Annotated in this window: 12 protein-coding genes; 3 read left to right on the forward strand and 9 right to left on the reverse strand. The window is 57.3% G+C overall.

The annotated features are described in order from the left end of the window. Positions 1–112: 112 nt before the first annotated feature. The 3 genes from E1180_RS20565 to E1180_RS20575 form a co-directional block, all read right to left on the reverse strand. Positions 113–445 carry an FtsB family cell division protein gene (locus tag E1180_RS20565; protein WP_283404433.1) on the reverse strand — a complete coding sequence of 111 codons (333 nt, stop codon included), beginning with the start codon at positions 443–445 and terminating at the stop codon, positions 113–115. A 226-nt stretch (positions 446–671) separates the two neighbouring features. Beyond that, complete coding sequence (gene mfd, locus E1180_RS20570) at positions 672–4154, reverse strand: transcription-repair coupling factor (protein ID WP_283404434.1); 3483 nt, start codon at positions 4152–4154, stop codon at positions 672–674. Between the two features lie 19 nt (positions 4155–4173). Next, on the reverse strand, positions 4174–4488 hold the full coding sequence (locus E1180_RS20575; protein ID WP_155194358.1) for an FAD assembly factor SdhE: 315 nt from the start codon (positions 4486–4488) through the stop codon (positions 4174–4176). Positions 4489–4711: 223 nt separating this feature from the next. On the opposite strand from E1180_RS20575, the gene recG reads away from it, so the two are divergent. Beyond that, positions 4712–6814: an ATP-dependent DNA helicase RecG gene (recG, locus tag E1180_RS20580; protein WP_155194360.1), complete on the forward strand. Its 2103-nt coding sequence runs from the start codon at positions 4712–4714 to the stop codon at positions 6812–6814. Here the strand turns inward: recG and E1180_RS20585 are convergent, their stop codons facing one another. Further along, complete coding sequence (locus E1180_RS20585; RefSeq protein WP_155194362.1) at positions 6815–7552, reverse strand: DUF502 domain-containing protein; 738 nt, start codon at positions 7550–7552, stop codon at positions 6815–6817. A 145-nt stretch (positions 7553–7697) separates the two neighbouring features. Between E1180_RS20585 and E1180_RS20590 the strand changes: the two genes are divergently transcribed. Further along, on the forward strand, positions 7698–8069 hold the full coding sequence (locus E1180_RS20590) for a YbaN family protein (RefSeq protein WP_155194365.1): 372 nt from the start codon (positions 7698–7700) through the stop codon (positions 8067–8069). Positions 8070–8095: 26 nt separating this feature from the next. Here the strand turns inward: E1180_RS20590 and E1180_RS20595 are convergent, their stop codons facing one another. The 3 genes from E1180_RS20595 to glmU all read right to left on the reverse strand — a co-directional run bounded on the left by E1180_RS20595 (position 8096) and on the right by glmU (position 11831). Beyond that, positions 8096–8527, reverse strand: a complete 432-nt coding sequence (locus E1180_RS20595; RefSeq protein WP_155194367.1) for a GNAT family acetyltransferase — start codon at positions 8525–8527, stop codon at positions 8096–8098. Between the two features lie 4 nt (positions 8528–8531). Continuing rightward, positions 8532–10358, reverse strand: a complete 1827-nt coding sequence (glmS, locus tag E1180_RS20600) for a glutamine--fructose-6-phosphate transaminase (isomerizing) (protein ID WP_155194369.1) — start codon at positions 10356–10358, stop codon at positions 8532–8534. 117 nt (positions 10359–10475) lie between these two features. Beyond that, complete coding sequence (glmU, locus tag E1180_RS20605; protein ID WP_155194371.1) at positions 10476–11831, reverse strand: bifunctional UDP-N-acetylglucosamine diphosphorylase/glucosamine-1-phosphate N-acetyltransferase GlmU; 1356 nt, start codon at positions 11829–11831, stop codon at positions 10476–10478. A 204-nt stretch (positions 11832–12035) separates the two neighbouring features. On the opposite strand from glmU, the gene E1180_RS20610 reads away from it, so the two are divergent. Then, entirely contained in the window at positions 12036–13238 is a 1203-nt protein-coding gene (locus tag E1180_RS20610) for a hypothetical protein (protein ID WP_155194373.1), read from the forward strand. A 78-nt stretch (positions 13239–13316) separates the two neighbouring features. Here the strand turns inward: E1180_RS20610 and eno are convergent, their stop codons facing one another. Further along, on the reverse strand, positions 13317–14591 hold the full coding sequence (gene eno, locus E1180_RS20615) for a phosphopyruvate hydratase (protein ID WP_155194375.1): 1275 nt from the start codon (positions 14589–14591) through the stop codon (positions 13317–13319). Between the two features lie 129 nt (positions 14592–14720). Then, a complete protein-coding gene (kdsA, locus tag E1180_RS20620) occupies positions 14721–15572 on the reverse strand; it encodes a 3-deoxy-8-phosphooctulonate synthase (RefSeq protein ID WP_155194377.1) in 852 nt (283 codons plus the stop codon). Positions 15573–15621 lie beyond the last annotated feature (49 nt).

The following is a 15621-nucleotide window of genomic DNA, read 5'->3' on the forward strand; positions in this document are numbered from 1 at the left end:
ATCCATGAATCTCGCAGTGCAGCATTGGCTCTATGTGGTTGCAGTTACTAGGAAAAATGATAGATAACCAGAAATTGGTTTATTGTTAAAAATCAACCAAAATACAGTTTACTTAGTAACGGTGGCCCGGCCGCAGCACAACGAGTTCGTTGGTGTTGGCAAGGTTCAGGGTGAGCCTTGCCCGTTCATCAAGCATATCCGGATCGAGGCTTTCCGGCCGGAGCAGACTGACCCGCGCGACCAATTGCTGGCGCTCTTTGGTCAGCTCGCCAAGTTCTGTCTCCAGTTCGGCCACCCTGTTTTCAATCAGGGCGCGGCCAACAAGACCAAGCTCTCCATTCATGGCGTGAAAACCGAAGTAAGCCAAAGCGGCAATCGCGATGGCAGGCGTGATCAGGCGGCGGAATTTGGATTGTTTGCGCTGTCGGGTAGCTGCTCGGGGCACTTTAAGACCTAAACACTCAACTCGTGGTCATCTGGAGTTTTGACTATCGCTGGACAGGCTTAATAGAGTCTTGAGAAGACTCATTAAATTGGCCGTTAACCCCATTGCAAATGCGGTGACAGGCCCTCTTTGCCCGGCCCGTGAAACCAAGGGTCTCGCAACGCTTTGCCATGCCAAGCCGATGCATGACCGCCCGCCGTGACGCGGCACTGCATCGCGGCTGCCCTTACGCGGCCGCCAACCGCGCAAGCTTTGTCAGCACCGTGGCCGTGCCTTTTAGCCGGGCGTCTGTCTTGTCCCAGTCGCGGGTCAGAACGACCTTTTGATCAGGGCGGATTTTCGCCAATACGCCCTGTTCGGCAATATACGACACAAGCCCTGCCGGATTGGCGAATTCGCTGTTCCGGAAGGCCACGACAATGCCTTTCGGCCCGGCGTCCACCTTCTCCACATTGGCCTTGCGGCACAGACCCTTGATGTAAACGATCTTCAAGAGATGCTGGACTTCTTCCGGCAGCGGGCCGAAACGGTCGATCATCTCCGCGCCAAATGCATCGATTTCCGATGCTTCGGTTACATCACCGAGGCGGCGGTAGAGTTGCAGTCGGAGCTGCAGGTCCGGAACGTAGTCTTCCGGGATCAGAACCGGTGTGCCGATGTTGATTTGGGGCGACCACTGTTCCTCGCCGAACTCCGCCCCGCCGTCCTTGAGCTGGGCAACGGCCTCCTCCAGCATCTGCTGGTAGAGCTCGAAGCCCACTTCCTTGATGTGCCCGGACTGTTCTTCGCCCAGCAGGTTCCCGGCGCCGCGAATATCAAGGTCGTGGCTTGCCAGCTGAAAGCCCGCACCGAGGTTTTCCAGGGATTGCAAAACCTTGAGGCGCCGCTCGGCGGTCGCCGTCAGTGTCTTGTTCGCCGGGACCGTGAAGAGCGCGTATGCGCGGATCTTGGACCGTCCGACCCGTCCTCTGAGCTGATAAAGCTGCGCAAGACCGAACATGTCGGCGCGGTGAACGATCAGGGTGTTGGCTGTCGGAATATCGAGGCCCGATTCGACGATGGTCGTCGAGAGAAGAACATTGTACTTGCCCTCGTAAAAGGCGTTCATGACGTCTTCAAGTTCGCTGGGCGGCATCTGGCCATGGGCCACGGCGACCTTCAGTTCCGGGACCTGCTCCTCAAGGAATGCCTTGCGCTCGGCGATATCGGACAGACGCGGGCAGACATAAAAGCTCTGGCCGCCGCGATAGTGTTCGCGCAGCAGGGCTTCGCGCACCACCAAGGGATCAAAGGGCGATACGAATGTGCGCACTGCCAGACGGTCGACCGGCGGCGTTGCGATCAGCGACAGCTCCCGCACACCGGTGAGCGCCAGCTGAAGCGTTCTTGGGATCGGGGTGGCTGACAGCGTCAGGACGTGCACGTCCGATTTCAGTTCCTTGAGGCGCTCCTTGTGCTTGACGCCGAAATGCTGCTCCTCATCGATGATGAGCAGGCCGAGGTCGCGGAACTGAACCGCCTTGCCAAGGAGCGCATGGGTTCCGACCACAATATCGATCGATCCGTCGGCCAAGCCCTTTTTGGTTTGGGTCAGCTGCCGGGTGGGCACCAGCCGCGAGGCATGGGCGACATTGATCGGCAATCCGTGAAACCGCTCTGAAAATGTCTTAAAATGCTGGCGGGCCAGCAGCGTGGTCGGGACGACCACGGCCACCTGGCGGCCGGACATGGCTGCAACAAAAGCGGCCCTGAGCGCCACTTCCGTCTTTCCAAACCCGACATCGCCGCAAACAAGCCGGTCCATGGGACGGCCGGACGTCAGGTCTTCAAACACCGAATCAATGGCGGTGAGCTGGTCTTCGGTTTCCTCATAGGGAAAGCGGGTCGCGAACTCGTCGTAGACCCCTTCAGGCGTTTCCACGACCGGTGCGGTCTTCAATGCCCGGGCCGCTGCCGTCTTGATCAGGCCATCTGCAATCTCGAGAATGCGCTTCTTGAGTTTGGCCTTGCGGGCCTGCCAGGCGCCGCCGCCCAGCTTGTCGAGCTGGGCTTCCTGGTCTTCGGAGCCGTAGCGCGACAGAAGTTCAATGTTTTCAACGGGAAGATAAAGCTTGTCGCCGCCGGAATATTGCAGCTCCAGGCAATCATGCGGAGCGCCGATTGCCTCAACCGTCTTCAGCCCGATAAAGCGGCCGATGCCGTGCTCCACATGGACGACAAGATCGCCTTCTGACAGGCCGGTTGCCTCGGTGATGACATTCGCGCCCTTGGCCTTGCGGCGTGACTTGCGCACCAGCCGGTCGCCGAGAATGTCCTGTTCGCCAATGAAGACAATATCGCTGAGTTCAAAGCCGTGTTCGATGCCAAGGACACAAAGGGCCGTCGTTTTCGCCGGCAGGGCTTCCGCCTGTGCGAGCGTTTCAACTTCCTGGACGGTCTCAAGGCCGTGATCGCCAAGGATCTGCCCGAGCCGGTCTCTTGAGCCGTCCGACCAGCATGCGATCACCGTGCGTTTGCCGTCCTTTTGCAGAGACCGGACATGGGTGGTAAGCGCATCGAAGATATTGATGTCGCCCGCACTGCGCTCCGCCGCAAAACTCCGGCCCTGACGGCCGCCCAGTTCGACGACTTTCTTGCCGCTGCCCGGCGGCGGCGTGAAGGCATCAAGATAGGCGCTTGCCCGGTCCGCGATGGCGGTGGTCCATTCAGCTTCCGAAAAATAAAGGCTCTCGGGTGCCACCGGCATGTAGGGCACCGATCCGCTGCCGCCGATTTCACGGGCCTCTTCGCGGGCCTTGTAGTGTTCCTGGATCTGATCAGCCCGCTCGCGCACCGCGTCGGCCATGCTGGTGTCCAGGACAACTGGCGTTTCACCGATGTAATCAAAGAGCGTTTCAAGCCGGTCGTGGAACAGCGGCAGCCAATGCTCCATTCCGGCATAGCGGCGGCCGTCGCTGATGGATTGATAAAGAACGTCTTCCCGGCTCGCTGCACCAAAATTTGAAAGATAGGATTTCCGGAATTTTGAAACGGCTTCTTCAGACAGAACAACTTCGCTCATCGGCACGAGATCGAGACGTTTGAGCTGTTTTGAGGTGCGCTGTGTCTCAGGATTGAACGAGCGGATGGATTCCAGTGTGTCGCCAAAGAAGTCCAGCCGGACCGGCTCTTCATCTCCGGGGGCATAAAGGTCCACGATGCCGCCGCGGATTGCATACTCACCGGTTTCGCGGACGGTTGGAGTGCGGGAAAAGCCGTTGGTTTCCAGCCACTGGGAAATCGCTGACATGTCTGCCCGGTTGCCCGGTGCCAGCGACAGGGTCTGGCGCGCGATGAACTCGCGTTCCGGCATGCGCTGGATGGCCGCGTTCAAGGTGGTCATCAAGACGGTCTTGCCGGTCTTCGAAACACCATGGGCGAGCTGGCCAAGTGCGATCAGACGCCGGGCGCTGATGGCAGGGTTCGGAGAAACGCGGTCATAGGGAAGGCAATCCCAGGCCGGAAGCTGGAGAACCTCGATTGACGGATCGAAAAAGGCCAGGGCCTCGCTCACCATGGCCATGCGCGTTGCATCGCGGGCAATAAAGACAAGCGCCAATCCATTGTCCGGTGTTTCAGCCAGAAGGCGCGCAAGCGCATAACTTTCGGCGCCATCAGGCACTCCGGCCAAAGTCAGGTTGGCCCGGTCTCTCAACAGGCTGTCAAACACAGCGTGATCCTTGGTCTTGTTATTTTATGAAACCGGCAGGCCCGGCAGTTTCATGATAGGCGATGATGCGGCGGTAGAGCGGCCCGTCCCATTCCGGCGGCAAGGGTTTGCGGCCGGTGATCCAGGCATACAGATCCTGATCGTGCGCTGTCAGAAGGTGCTCAAGCTCAGAAAGTTCTGCATCATTGAGTTTGTCGATCTCAGCATTTGCAAATCCGCCGAGGAGAAGATCCATTTCCTTCATGCCCCGGTGCCAGCAGCGAAACAGAATCTTCTTGCGTCTTGGGTCGCGCGGCTGATCTCCGGTTTCGTGAGGCGCTTGCGTTTCAGACATTTGGACCTAACTCGCAGTCATGCGTATGCAGGGGGAATTGCCCGCACTGCACCGCCGATGGAAGAATGAGTTGGTGGTATATAACGCTGATGATCCAGAATGTCAGCGTTCAAGTTCACAGATTGTTCTGTTTCTTGCGCAGTGGTTTGCCTTCATGGCACAACACTGCACCGGCCTATGACCGGCCGCCGCCAGTTCACCCCTCAGGGAATGCCATTTCCGAATGCGTCCACCGATCCTAGACCCGCTGTTCGCCCCGGTTTCCACGTTGCCGGGGATCGGCCCGAAGATTGCCAAACTCGTTTCCGGACTGGTCGGAACACAGCCTGACCGGGATGCGACAGTCGCAGATCTTCTGTTTCACGCCCCGGCCAGCCTGATAGACCGCCGTCACCGGCCGGGGATCGCCTATTCGGAAAACGGCGACATCGTCACGCTGGATGTCACAATTGGACGTCATGCGGCGCCGCCGCGCCACTCCAAGGCGCCCTACAAGATCAATGCCTATGACGATACCGGTGCCATCGACTTCGTCTTCTTTCATCCCCGGCGGGACTGGCTGGAAAAGACGTATCCGGAAGGTCAGCGGCGGATCGTGTCTGGCAAGGTAGAGTGGTTTAACGACCGTCCGCAAATGGTGCATCCGGACTACTCCCTTGAGCCCGGCGAAGCAGCCAGCATGCCCCAGATCGAGGCCGTTTACCCGTTGACAGCCGGCTTGTCCTCAAAGACCTTGCACAAGGCGATGCAGGCCGCCCTGGATAAGTTGCCCAGATTGCCGGAATGGCTGAATGGTCCTCATTTGCAGAAAACGGGCTGGCCCGATTTTGCAGATGCGTTGCGGACGCTGCACGTCCCTTCAGAGCGAAGCGACATTGAGCCCACCTCCCCCTTTGTGGAAAGGCTGGCCTATGACGAGCTGTTGGCGAGCCAGCTTGCCCTTGCCCTCGTCAGGGCGCATATGCGGACCCTCGGGGGGATTGCGCGCTCACCATCCGGCAAGCTTCAAGCCGCGGTGGTTGGTGCACTACCCTTCCAACTGACCGGCAGCCAGAGCCAGGCAATCCAGGAGATCAATGAGGACCTGGCAAAGCCGGTACGGATGCTGCGTCTTCTCCAAGGAGACGTTGGATCGGGAAAAACGGTGGTCGCTCTTGCGACCCTGGCACAGGTTATTGAAACGGGAGCACAAGGCGCACTTATGGCGCCGACCGAAATCCTGGCCCGCCAGCACTTTGCGTCCATGCAGCCTTTATGCGAGGCGACCGGAATACGGCTCGCCTTGATCACCGGCAAAGACAGTCAGAAGGAGCGCCGGATCCGCCAGGAGCAACTCGAAGCAGGCGATATCGATCTCGTGGTTGGAACACATGCCCTCTTCCAGGGCTCCATCGCGTTCAAGAACCTTGGGATGGTGGTAGTTGATGAACAGCATCGTTTCGGCGTCCACCAGCGGCTCGCATTGTCCGGAAAGAACCAGGGCGTCGATGTTCTTGTGATGACCGCAACTCCAATACCGCGCACGCTGGTCTTGACCTGCTTTGGCGATATGGATGTGTCCCGGCTCACCGACAAACCGGCGGGCCGGAAACCCATCAAGACCGTTTCTGTTTCCCTCGACCGGCTGGATGAAATCATTGCCCGCATCGGCTCTGCAATACAGGAGGGACAGAAAGTCTATTGGGTATGTCCGCTCGTCGAAGAGTCTGAGAAGATCGATCTGGCAGCCGTTGCCGACCGGCACCGCGTCCTGGAACACGCCCTGAACCAGACCGTTTCACTCGTCCACGGACGCATGAGTTCGGATGAAAAGGACGCGGCCATGGCGGATTTCAAATCGGGCCGCACCAACGTGCTCGTCGCAACGACTGTCATCGAGGTGGGAGTTGATGTGCCAGATGCGACAATCATCGTGATCGAGCATGCGGAACGATTTGGTCTTGCTCAATTGCACCAGCTGCGCGGGCGGGTTGGACGTGGCGACAAGCCGTCCTCCTGTGTGCTTCTGTACAAGGGGCCGCTTGGCGAAACAGCAGGAGCCCGACTGAACATCATGCGGGAGACCAATGACGGGTTCTTGATTGCCGAAGAAGATTTGAAACTGCGCGGTGGTGGTGAAATTTTGGGCACGCGGCAGTCCGGAACACCGGGATTTCGCATCGCAAACGCTGAGTTTCATGCCGATTTGATGGAAACGGCGCGCGATGACGCACGTCTCATCCTCGAAACGGACCCGGATCTGGACACCGCACGGGGCGAAGCCCTGCGCAGTCTGCTTTATCTGTTCGGACGGGACGCCGCGATCCGGCTGCTGCGGGCCGGATAATCAATCACTGCCGGTTTTCCGGATCTTCTCCAGATCCTCCGGGTTGACGATCTCGTCTTCCAGGAGCTCAGGGTAATGCGGGCTGACAAGGCCTGCCGAGATGACCAGCTTGGCAGCGTCTTCAACCCCCATGGACAATTCGATGATGTCTTCCTTGGGAACAAATAGGAGAAAGCCGGAGGTCGGGTTCGGCGTTGTCGGGAGAAAGACGGACACCGTGGCCGACTTGTCCTTGAGCCGTTTGGCGACTTCGCCTTTTGTATCGGTGGAAATGAAGACAATTGCCCAGAGCCCGGGCCGGGGATACTCAATCAAGGCCGCGCGGGAGAAGCTGTTTCCGCGTTCATCAAGCACTGTCTCAAAAATCTGCTTCAAGCCACTGTAAAGATTACGAACAAGTGGCATACGTCCAACGAGGTTTTCCCCGAATGAAATCAGGCTGCGGCCTAAAAAGTTTGCCGCGAGAAAACCGACAATCGTAAGAACTAGGATGGCGACAATCAAACCGAACCCGGGAACCGGAAACGGAAGATAAGTGTCCGGATTATATACCCTCGGCACAACTGGTTTGACCCAGCTGTCGACCCATTGAATGAATGTCCAGGTCAGCCACAGCGTGATCCCAATCGGACCCGTGATGACCAGTCCCGTGAGAAAGTAATTCCGCAGGCGGGTTGCCGCACCCGGCCTCTGGCCTATCTTATGGCCGTCGTCTGATTTATGCTTGTGCTTGGTCATGGGTGTAACCTGATCAAATCCTTATACAAGCTTGTGTGTGCATCGGCCCTGCCTATAGATAAGCCTATTTATCGCGGTGCGATATCCACCCAGTGAATATTTTTTGGCGGCTTTCTCTCAAATTTGCCGGAATTGGAGGCAGTGTTTGCGGCGGACCACGTTTAAAGTGCTTGGAACCGGGTGCGTCGGGCTTGGCCTCATTGGAGCTTTTCTGCCTCTGTTGCCCAGCACGATATTTTTTATCCTGGCAGCCGCCTGCTTTGCCCGGTCCTCTCCCGCCCTTGAAAACCGAATCCTGGAACACCCGGTATTCGGCCCACCAGTTATTGCCTGGCGCGAATATGGGGCGATCCCGTTGCGGGCAAAACTGATCGCCTTGGCAGGTATGACGTTTGGGTATTCGGTTTTCTTCTGGATGAGCCGCCCTGATCCGTGGATCGCCGTTGCGGCCGCGGTCTTCATGCTGGGGTGCGCGGGGTATGTGGTCAGCCGCCCCTCGAGCCCGCCCAGCCTCTAACACGCACTGGCAAAGCTGGCACGCTCCTAAGTGTCAGGGATGAGGCGCTTTCCGTAAGCCGCCGACGTTTCCTGCTCGTAACCCAGCGTGCGGTAAAAAGCTTGAACCGATTCGCTATCGCTGCGCACGAACAGATTAATCTTCGGACATCCAAGCGATGTCAGGTAATCTTCGCAATGGTTCATCAATTGCCGGCCGAGGCCTGATTTTTGCGCATCAGGGTCAACGGCCAGATAATAAACTGCGCCCCGGTGCCCGTCATATCCGGTCATGACAGTTCCGATCACCTTCGTCCCCTGCTCCAGGATGAACAGCCGGCTTAGCGGAACACTTAGACACCGGTCGATGTCCTTGTGCGGATCGTTCCAAGGGCGGATAAGGCCGCATTTTGTCCAAAGTCCGATCACCGCAGAACGGTGACCTTCCTCAAAAACGCCGATGATGGCCGGTTCTGTCATGACCTCACTCGACAGTGACGGATTTTGCCAGATTGCGCGGCTGATCCACATCTGTGCCCATGAAGACCGCCGTGTGATACGCGATCATTTGGACCGGAAGGGCATAGACAATCGGCGCGACAATGTCCGACATCTCCGGAAGCACAACGACGGTTTCCGGCGAAGTTCCGCATTGGGCCGCCCCACGTTCATCTGTGATCAGGATGATACGGCCGCCGCGCGCGGCGACTTCCTGCATGTTGGAAACGGTCTTTTCGTAAATCGCGTCAAATGGTGCGATCACGACGACCGGAATGTTCTCATCAATAAGCGCAATTGGGCCGTGCTTGAGCTCACCTGCCGCATAGCCTTCCGCATGGATATAGGAAAGTTCCTTCAGCTTCAGCGCACCTTCCAAGGCAATTGGAAAACTGGTGTTGCGGCCAAGGTAAAGTGCATTCGTTGCTTTTGACAGTTGCTGCGACAGTTTCTGGATTTCGACCTCGTTGCTGAGGGCCTTCAGGGTCAATGTCGGCAGTTCTGTTAGCTCTGAAACGAGCTTTGCCTCCTCCTCAAAGGTCAAGGTGCCGCGCTCCCGGCCTGCTTGCAGCGCCAGTGCCGCAAGAACGGCCAACTGACAAGTGAAAGCCTTTGTCGATGCGACCCCGACCTCGGGCCCGGCAATGGTCGGGAAAATGACATCGGATTCCCTGGCAATTGTGCTTTCAGGCACGTTTACAATCGCCCCGATCGAAGCCCCCTGGGACTTGCAGTACCTAAGGGAAGCTAGTGTGTCCGCCGTCTCACCTGACTGGGAAATGAACAGGGCGCTGTCGGCAGAACTGAGCGGTGTCTCCCGGTACCGGAATTCGCTGGCAATATCGATGTCGACCGGAAGGCGCGCATACTTTTCGAACCAGTATTTTCCAACGAGACCCGCAAGATAGGCCGTGCCGCAAGCCGTAATAACCAGGCGGGAGAGATCCTTGAACCGGAGTTGTTCAGAGCCCGCCACATTGGCCTTGTTTTGCGTGTAGTCGACATATTGCGACAGCGTATGTCCGAGCACTTCGGGCTGCTCATGAATTTCCTTGGCCATGAAGTGCTTGTAATTGCCCTTGTCCATCAGCGCGGCGTTCACGGTGGACTTCGCTTCAGGTCTTGAGACTGGTTTGTTGTCTTTGTCGAAGACCTGATGGCTCGTCCGGGTCATGACAACCCAATCGCCTTCTTCCAGGTAGGTGATCCGGTCGGTGAAGGGCGACAGGGCAATTGCATCAGACCCTAGATACATTTCGCCTGTCCCATGACCCACCGCCAGTGGCGAACCTTTGCGGGCACCGATCAGCAGATCGTTTTGGCCAGCAAACATCATGGCGAGGGCGAAGGCCCCTTTCAGGCGCGGCAAGACGTTCGCAACGGCATCTTGCGGGGACAGACCGTCCGCCAAACCTGTGTTGATCAGATGGGCGACGACTTCTGTATCCGTCTCAGTGTCCAGAATCGCGCCCGATGCAGAGATTTCTTCGCGGAGCTCGAGATAGTTCTCGATGATGCCGTTGTGAACGAGTGCGACCTTCCCGGCCTGGTGCGGATGGGCATTGTTAACGGTTGGGGCTCCGTGCGTTGCCCATCTTGTGTGGCCAATTCCGGTTACCCCCTCGAGCGGTGCCTGCTCCAGCGCTGTTTCCAGATTGCGGAGCTTCCCCGCAGCGCGGCGCCGGACGATTTGACCTTCGATCAGTGTTGCGACGCCAGCGGAATCATATCCGCGGTACTCTAGGCGTTTCAATGAATCGACCAAACGCCCTGCCGCAGGCTCACCGCCCAAAATACCGACAATCCCACACATACTGTTATCCCTTAAATCCCATACTAATTTGCCGTCCTGCTTAGACGAGGCTTGGGAGATAGATGAAATCAAACCCTGTTTCAGATCGTGACAGGCGTCTGAACCAATTGATTGAATTTATGATTTTTTGTCTTTGGCGGCTTTGAGGCGCGCGCGCAGCTCTTTTGCCCGGCCCTCTTTCACACTCTGGCGGCTGCGTCCGAATGCCATTGCATCCTCCGGCACCGTGTCCGTGATTGTACTTCCGGCCGCAACAAAAGCACCGGCGTCCAAGCGGACGGGGGCAACCAGCGTTGAGTTGGATCCGACAAAACAGCTCTCGCCGATATCGGTACGATGTTTCAAGAAGCCATCATAGTTACAGGTAATTGTTCCTGCGCCGATATTGCTCTTGGAACCGACACTTGCGTCTCCGATGTAACTCAGGTGGTTCGCTTTTGCGCCGTGGCCCATTGTGGTGTTCTTGACTTCCACGAAGTTGCCAACCCGAGTGTCAGCGCCGAGCACCGTTCCAGGCCGTAAACGCGCATAGGGGCCAACAACGCTGCCCGCCCCGACCACAGCTCCCTCAAGATGGGAGAATGCGCGAATTCGAGCGCCGCTTTTCACGGTTACTCCCGGCCCGAATACGACATTCTGCTCCACCACCACATCAGGCTCGATTTCGGTGTCGTGCGCAAAAAACACCGTTTCCGGTGCAAGAAGCGTCACGCCAATATCAAGAATGTTCTCCCGTCTGCGTTGCTGGAAAACTGCTTCGCAAGTGGCCAATTGCGTGCGAGTGTTGATGCCTTGGGTTTCTGCTTCAGTGCCCATCACAGCTGTGACATTCAAGCCATGCGCGTTTGCAATCTCAACAGCATCGGTCAGGTAATACTCACCCTTTGCGTTGCTGTTGCCGATGGCCTCAAGCAGAGAGAGTGCCTTTTCGCCGGAAAAGCCCATTATTCCGGAGTTGCAAGCCGTAATGTTCCGCTCGGTTTCCGAAGCATCCTTTTCCTCCCGGATCGCCTGCAGTCCGTTGTCTGACAGGATCAAGCGTCCATACCCGTGAGGATTGGAAGTTTCAAAGCCCAGCACGACAACATCAGCCCCATTTGCCAGTGCGTCCCTTACCCGTGAGATCGTTTCCGGTGTCACCAGCGGTGTATCTCCGAACAGCACAAGGACGTCGTCTGCAGGCTGCTCCAGGCTCGACTTGGCGGCCAGAGCTGCATGCGCGGTTCCGAGCCGGTCCGTCTGGACATAACAGTTGACCGATGGGGTGATCTCCCGAACAAGCGCTTCAAGGTCCGGCATCTGCGGTCCGACAACAACGGATATGCGTTCGGATCCCGCTTGTGCAAGCGCCTTTAGAACGTGGCCAACCAGCGGTAAACCTGCAATTTCATGCATGACCTTTGGTAGATCGGATTTCATACGGGTGCCAAGTCCGGCAGCAAGAACAATCGAATGGCAAGTACGCGTTGTCATGAAGTGTTGGTACCTTTTGCGGCCAATCCAGTGGGCGTTAGTCGGCGCTCTATATGCCCCGATCCACAGAAGTTTGGAAGAACTCTTCGCAGCCTTGCCCACGTTTCCATTTCATTAACCATAATTAACGACAAATGACCTATCTTCGTTGAGATTCGTTCCAGACCGCAGGATTCGGTGGTGCAGCCGCAAGCGAGAAAAACAGTGCGGGAAACTGTCCAGGAAACCTTCACGCCCATGCGTGTTGGGGTTTTATCGTGGGCGTTCGCTGCGGTTTTGATGGCAACAATAGGACTTGCGTCCTTCAAATTTGCTTCCGGACATGCGCGCATACCGTCCACAGAAGTCGCGAGTATAACGCTGCCGCCCCCTGGGGATATTGAGACGACGGCATCCACGCCAGTTGCCGGACGTTTGCCCATCGAGGTCATGCGCGTACCTGGCGGGGCCGGCCAGACTGCCGATCCGGTCAGCCTTGCGCATATCGAAGTGCTGCAAAAGGAAATCATCGGGCTCCGCCGGCGGTTGAGTGCTTTGTCGGAGCAAAACATCGCCTATTCACGCCGCATTGCGGCATTGGAAAAGAAGACAAGTGTCATTGAGGCACCGACTTCTGCGGCAGATGCAGTTGGATCCGCTGATGATATTTCAGCAGCCAATCCTTCAGAGCGCGCACTATTGGCTGCAAACAATGGTGCCCGGCCAATGGTGCCGGTTGCCAAGCCGGGCCCTGTGGAGCTTTTGGTCTCTGAGAGTGGCCTGGATCAAGTTGCTCCCGCCCCTGCTAGCGGGGCGCGGCAGGAGCCGCTCGCCGAAATAAATTCGGCTGATGGACGGAGAGTGCCGCGGACCATCAATCTCAACAGGACGTTGGAAACCCAACCTGCTCCTTCCGTAGACCTCCCGACCTACTTCACCGATCCGGTGCGCGTTGTCGAGTTGCCGCAAACGTCTGAACCGCCAGAAACCACGGCATCGATCAATCCCGAGGCGCGGTTTGAACCGGCGCCAGTCAACGCGCCTTCGGGCGGGCTTGCGCCAGATGAGCTGATTGTATCTCCGTCAGGCGCGTCTGGCCGGTTCCGTAGCAGTGGCGGCGAAAGCCTTCTTAAGCGAAGCGATTTCGGGGCGCTTGTCGGGTACTATTCCTCGACTGCAGCTGCGGCCCAAGCTTGGGCCACCATCAAGGATCAGAACGAAGAACGCATGCGCGATCTTCGACCGTTGCTATTTGAGAGCTCAGAAAAGCCGGGGACCGTTTCCCTATTGATCGGACCGTTCGGAAATGCGGCGGATGCATCCGTTGCCTGTTTCCGGCTGCTGGAGGTCACGGACCTGTGCCATCCCGCAATTTACTCCGGGGATCCGTTGATCGCAGCAGCGCAGTTTCCCGAGACAAACCTTTAAAGACGATCCTGTTTTCAACAAAATAACCCCGCAAACCTTGGAGGTTGCGGGGTTTTCTTGGTCTGCCGTTTGGAAAGGTCAGCCCTTCAAAACGGACCGGCCTGCATAGATTGCCTGAGGTCCAAGCTCTTCTTCGATACGGATCAGCTGATTGTATTTTGCAAGCCTGTCAGAGCGGGCCAGCGACCCCGTCTTGATCTGCCCGCAGTTGGTGGCCACTGCAAGATCGGCAATGGTTGAGTCTTCGGTTTCACCGGAGCGGTGAGACATAACGGCTGTATAAGAAGCCTTGTGGGCGGTCTCGACAGCATCCAGGGTTTCGGACAACGTTCCGATCTGATTCACCTTGATGAGGATCGAGTTGGCGACGCCAAGGCCGATGCCTTTGCGCAAGCGCTCCGAGTTGGTCACGAACAGATCATCGCCGACCAACTGGCATTTGTTTCCAACCAGTTCCGTGGTGGCCTTCCAGCCGTCCCAGTCGTCTTCGGCAAGACCGTCCTCGATGGAGATGATCGGGTAACGGTTGACCAGATCTTCCAGATACTTCGCCATTTCCTCAGGGCTTAGTGTCTTACCCTCGCCTTCCAGAACGTATTTCCCGTCCTTGAAGAACTCGGTCGACGCTGCATCGAGTGCAAGGAACATGTCCTCACCCGGCTTGTAACCCGCGCTTTCAATTGCCTTCATGACGAACCCGATGGCGTCATCCGTGGATGCCAGGTTCGGAGCAAAGCCGCCTTCATCGCCGACATTGGTGTTGTAACCGGCAGCGGACAGAGCTTTCTTCAAGGTATGGAAGACTTCTGAACCCATGCGCACGGCTTCGCTGAGGCTTTCAGCCCCGACCGGCATGATCATGAATTCCTGGAAATCGATCGGATTGTCGGCATGCTCACCGCCGTTGATAATGTTCATCATCGGAACAGGCAGTGTGCGCGCGGACGTGCCTCCGACATAGCGGTAGAGCGGAAGACCGGATGCCTGAGCTGCTGCCCGGGAAACGGCCAAGGACACGCCGAGGATGGCGTTGGCGCCAAGGCGTGCCTTGTTCGGCGTGCCGTCCAGTTCGATCATGGCACTGTCGATCTGAAGCTGGTCTTCTGCCTCAAGGCCTCCGATGGTCTCGAAGATTTCGCCGTTGACGGCGTCGACAGCTTTTTGAACACCTTTTCCGAGATACTTGCTGCCGCCATCGCGCAGCTCGACAGCCTCATGAGCGCCGGTTGAAGCCCCGGACGGGACAGCTGCGCGGCCAAAGGAACCGTCTTCAAGAAATACGTCGACCTCAACAGTCGGGTTTCCCCGGCTGTCGAAAATTTGACGTCCGACGATGTCGATAATTGCGGTCATGAAACGAACTCCCTTGTCGCATGTACCTTGTGGGAAGACACTCTCTGCGATTGCCAGGTCGGTATCCGGCCAGTTATGCGCACACGTAGAGCATAAGAAAGCCGCGGTCTAGCCGCGGCAAAGGTCAGTTTAGGCGCCGGATGCTCCGGCGGATTTTGTAATCTGATCGAGGCTTTGCAGGTGCCGGAGCAAACCCCCAAGGTCTTTTAGCGGGATCATATTCGGCCCGTCAGAGGACGTGGTGTTGTCCGGGTCTGGATGCGTTTCCATGAACAGGCCACCAATACCAACCGCAACGGCGGCCTTGGCAAGGACTGAGACCATGCGCCGGTCACCGCCGGACGATGTTCCAAGCCCGCCCGGCTGCTGCACCGAGTGCGTAGCATCGAACACCACCGGGGCTCCGGTTTCAGCCATGATTGGAAGAGAGCGCATATCGCTCACCAGTGTGTTGTAACCAAAACTCGCACCACGCTCCGTGAGAAGGACGTTGGGATTTCCTGATTCAACGATTTTTCCAAGGACATTTTTCATGTCCCATGGGGCCAGAAATTGCCCCTTTTTGACGTTGATCACGGCACCGGTATTCGCGGCCGCAACCAGCAAGTCGGTCTGCCGGCACAGGAACGCAGGGATTTGCAACACATCAACTGCTTCGGCAACCGGGCCACATTGATCAGCCGAATGGATGTCGGTCAGCGTCGGCATGCCATATTTTTCACGGATTTCCGCGAAGACCGGCAAAGCTTCTTTGAGGCCAACGCCGCGGGTCGCCGAGATGGATGTCCGGTTGGCCTTGTCAAAGGATGCCTTGAAAACCGTTGCTATGCCAAGTTTCCCGGTGATTTCCTTGATTGCTGCCGCGCACTCCAAGGCATGGTCACGGCTTTCCATCTGACATGGTCCTGCGATCAGGCTGAAGGCCGCATTATTGTCGAACGTCACATTGCCGACCGATACCGAGCGATTTGCGCTTGTCATTGTGTGCCTTTGAAAACTGGTGACAGAGCTTTGCGCCCGTTCACTCCTT

The sequence above is a fragment of the Roseibium denhamense genome (assembly GCF_009711415.1).
In the GTDB taxonomy this organism is placed as follows: Bacteria; Pseudomonadota; Alphaproteobacteria; order Rhizobiales; family Stappiaceae; genus Roseibium; species Roseibium denhamense.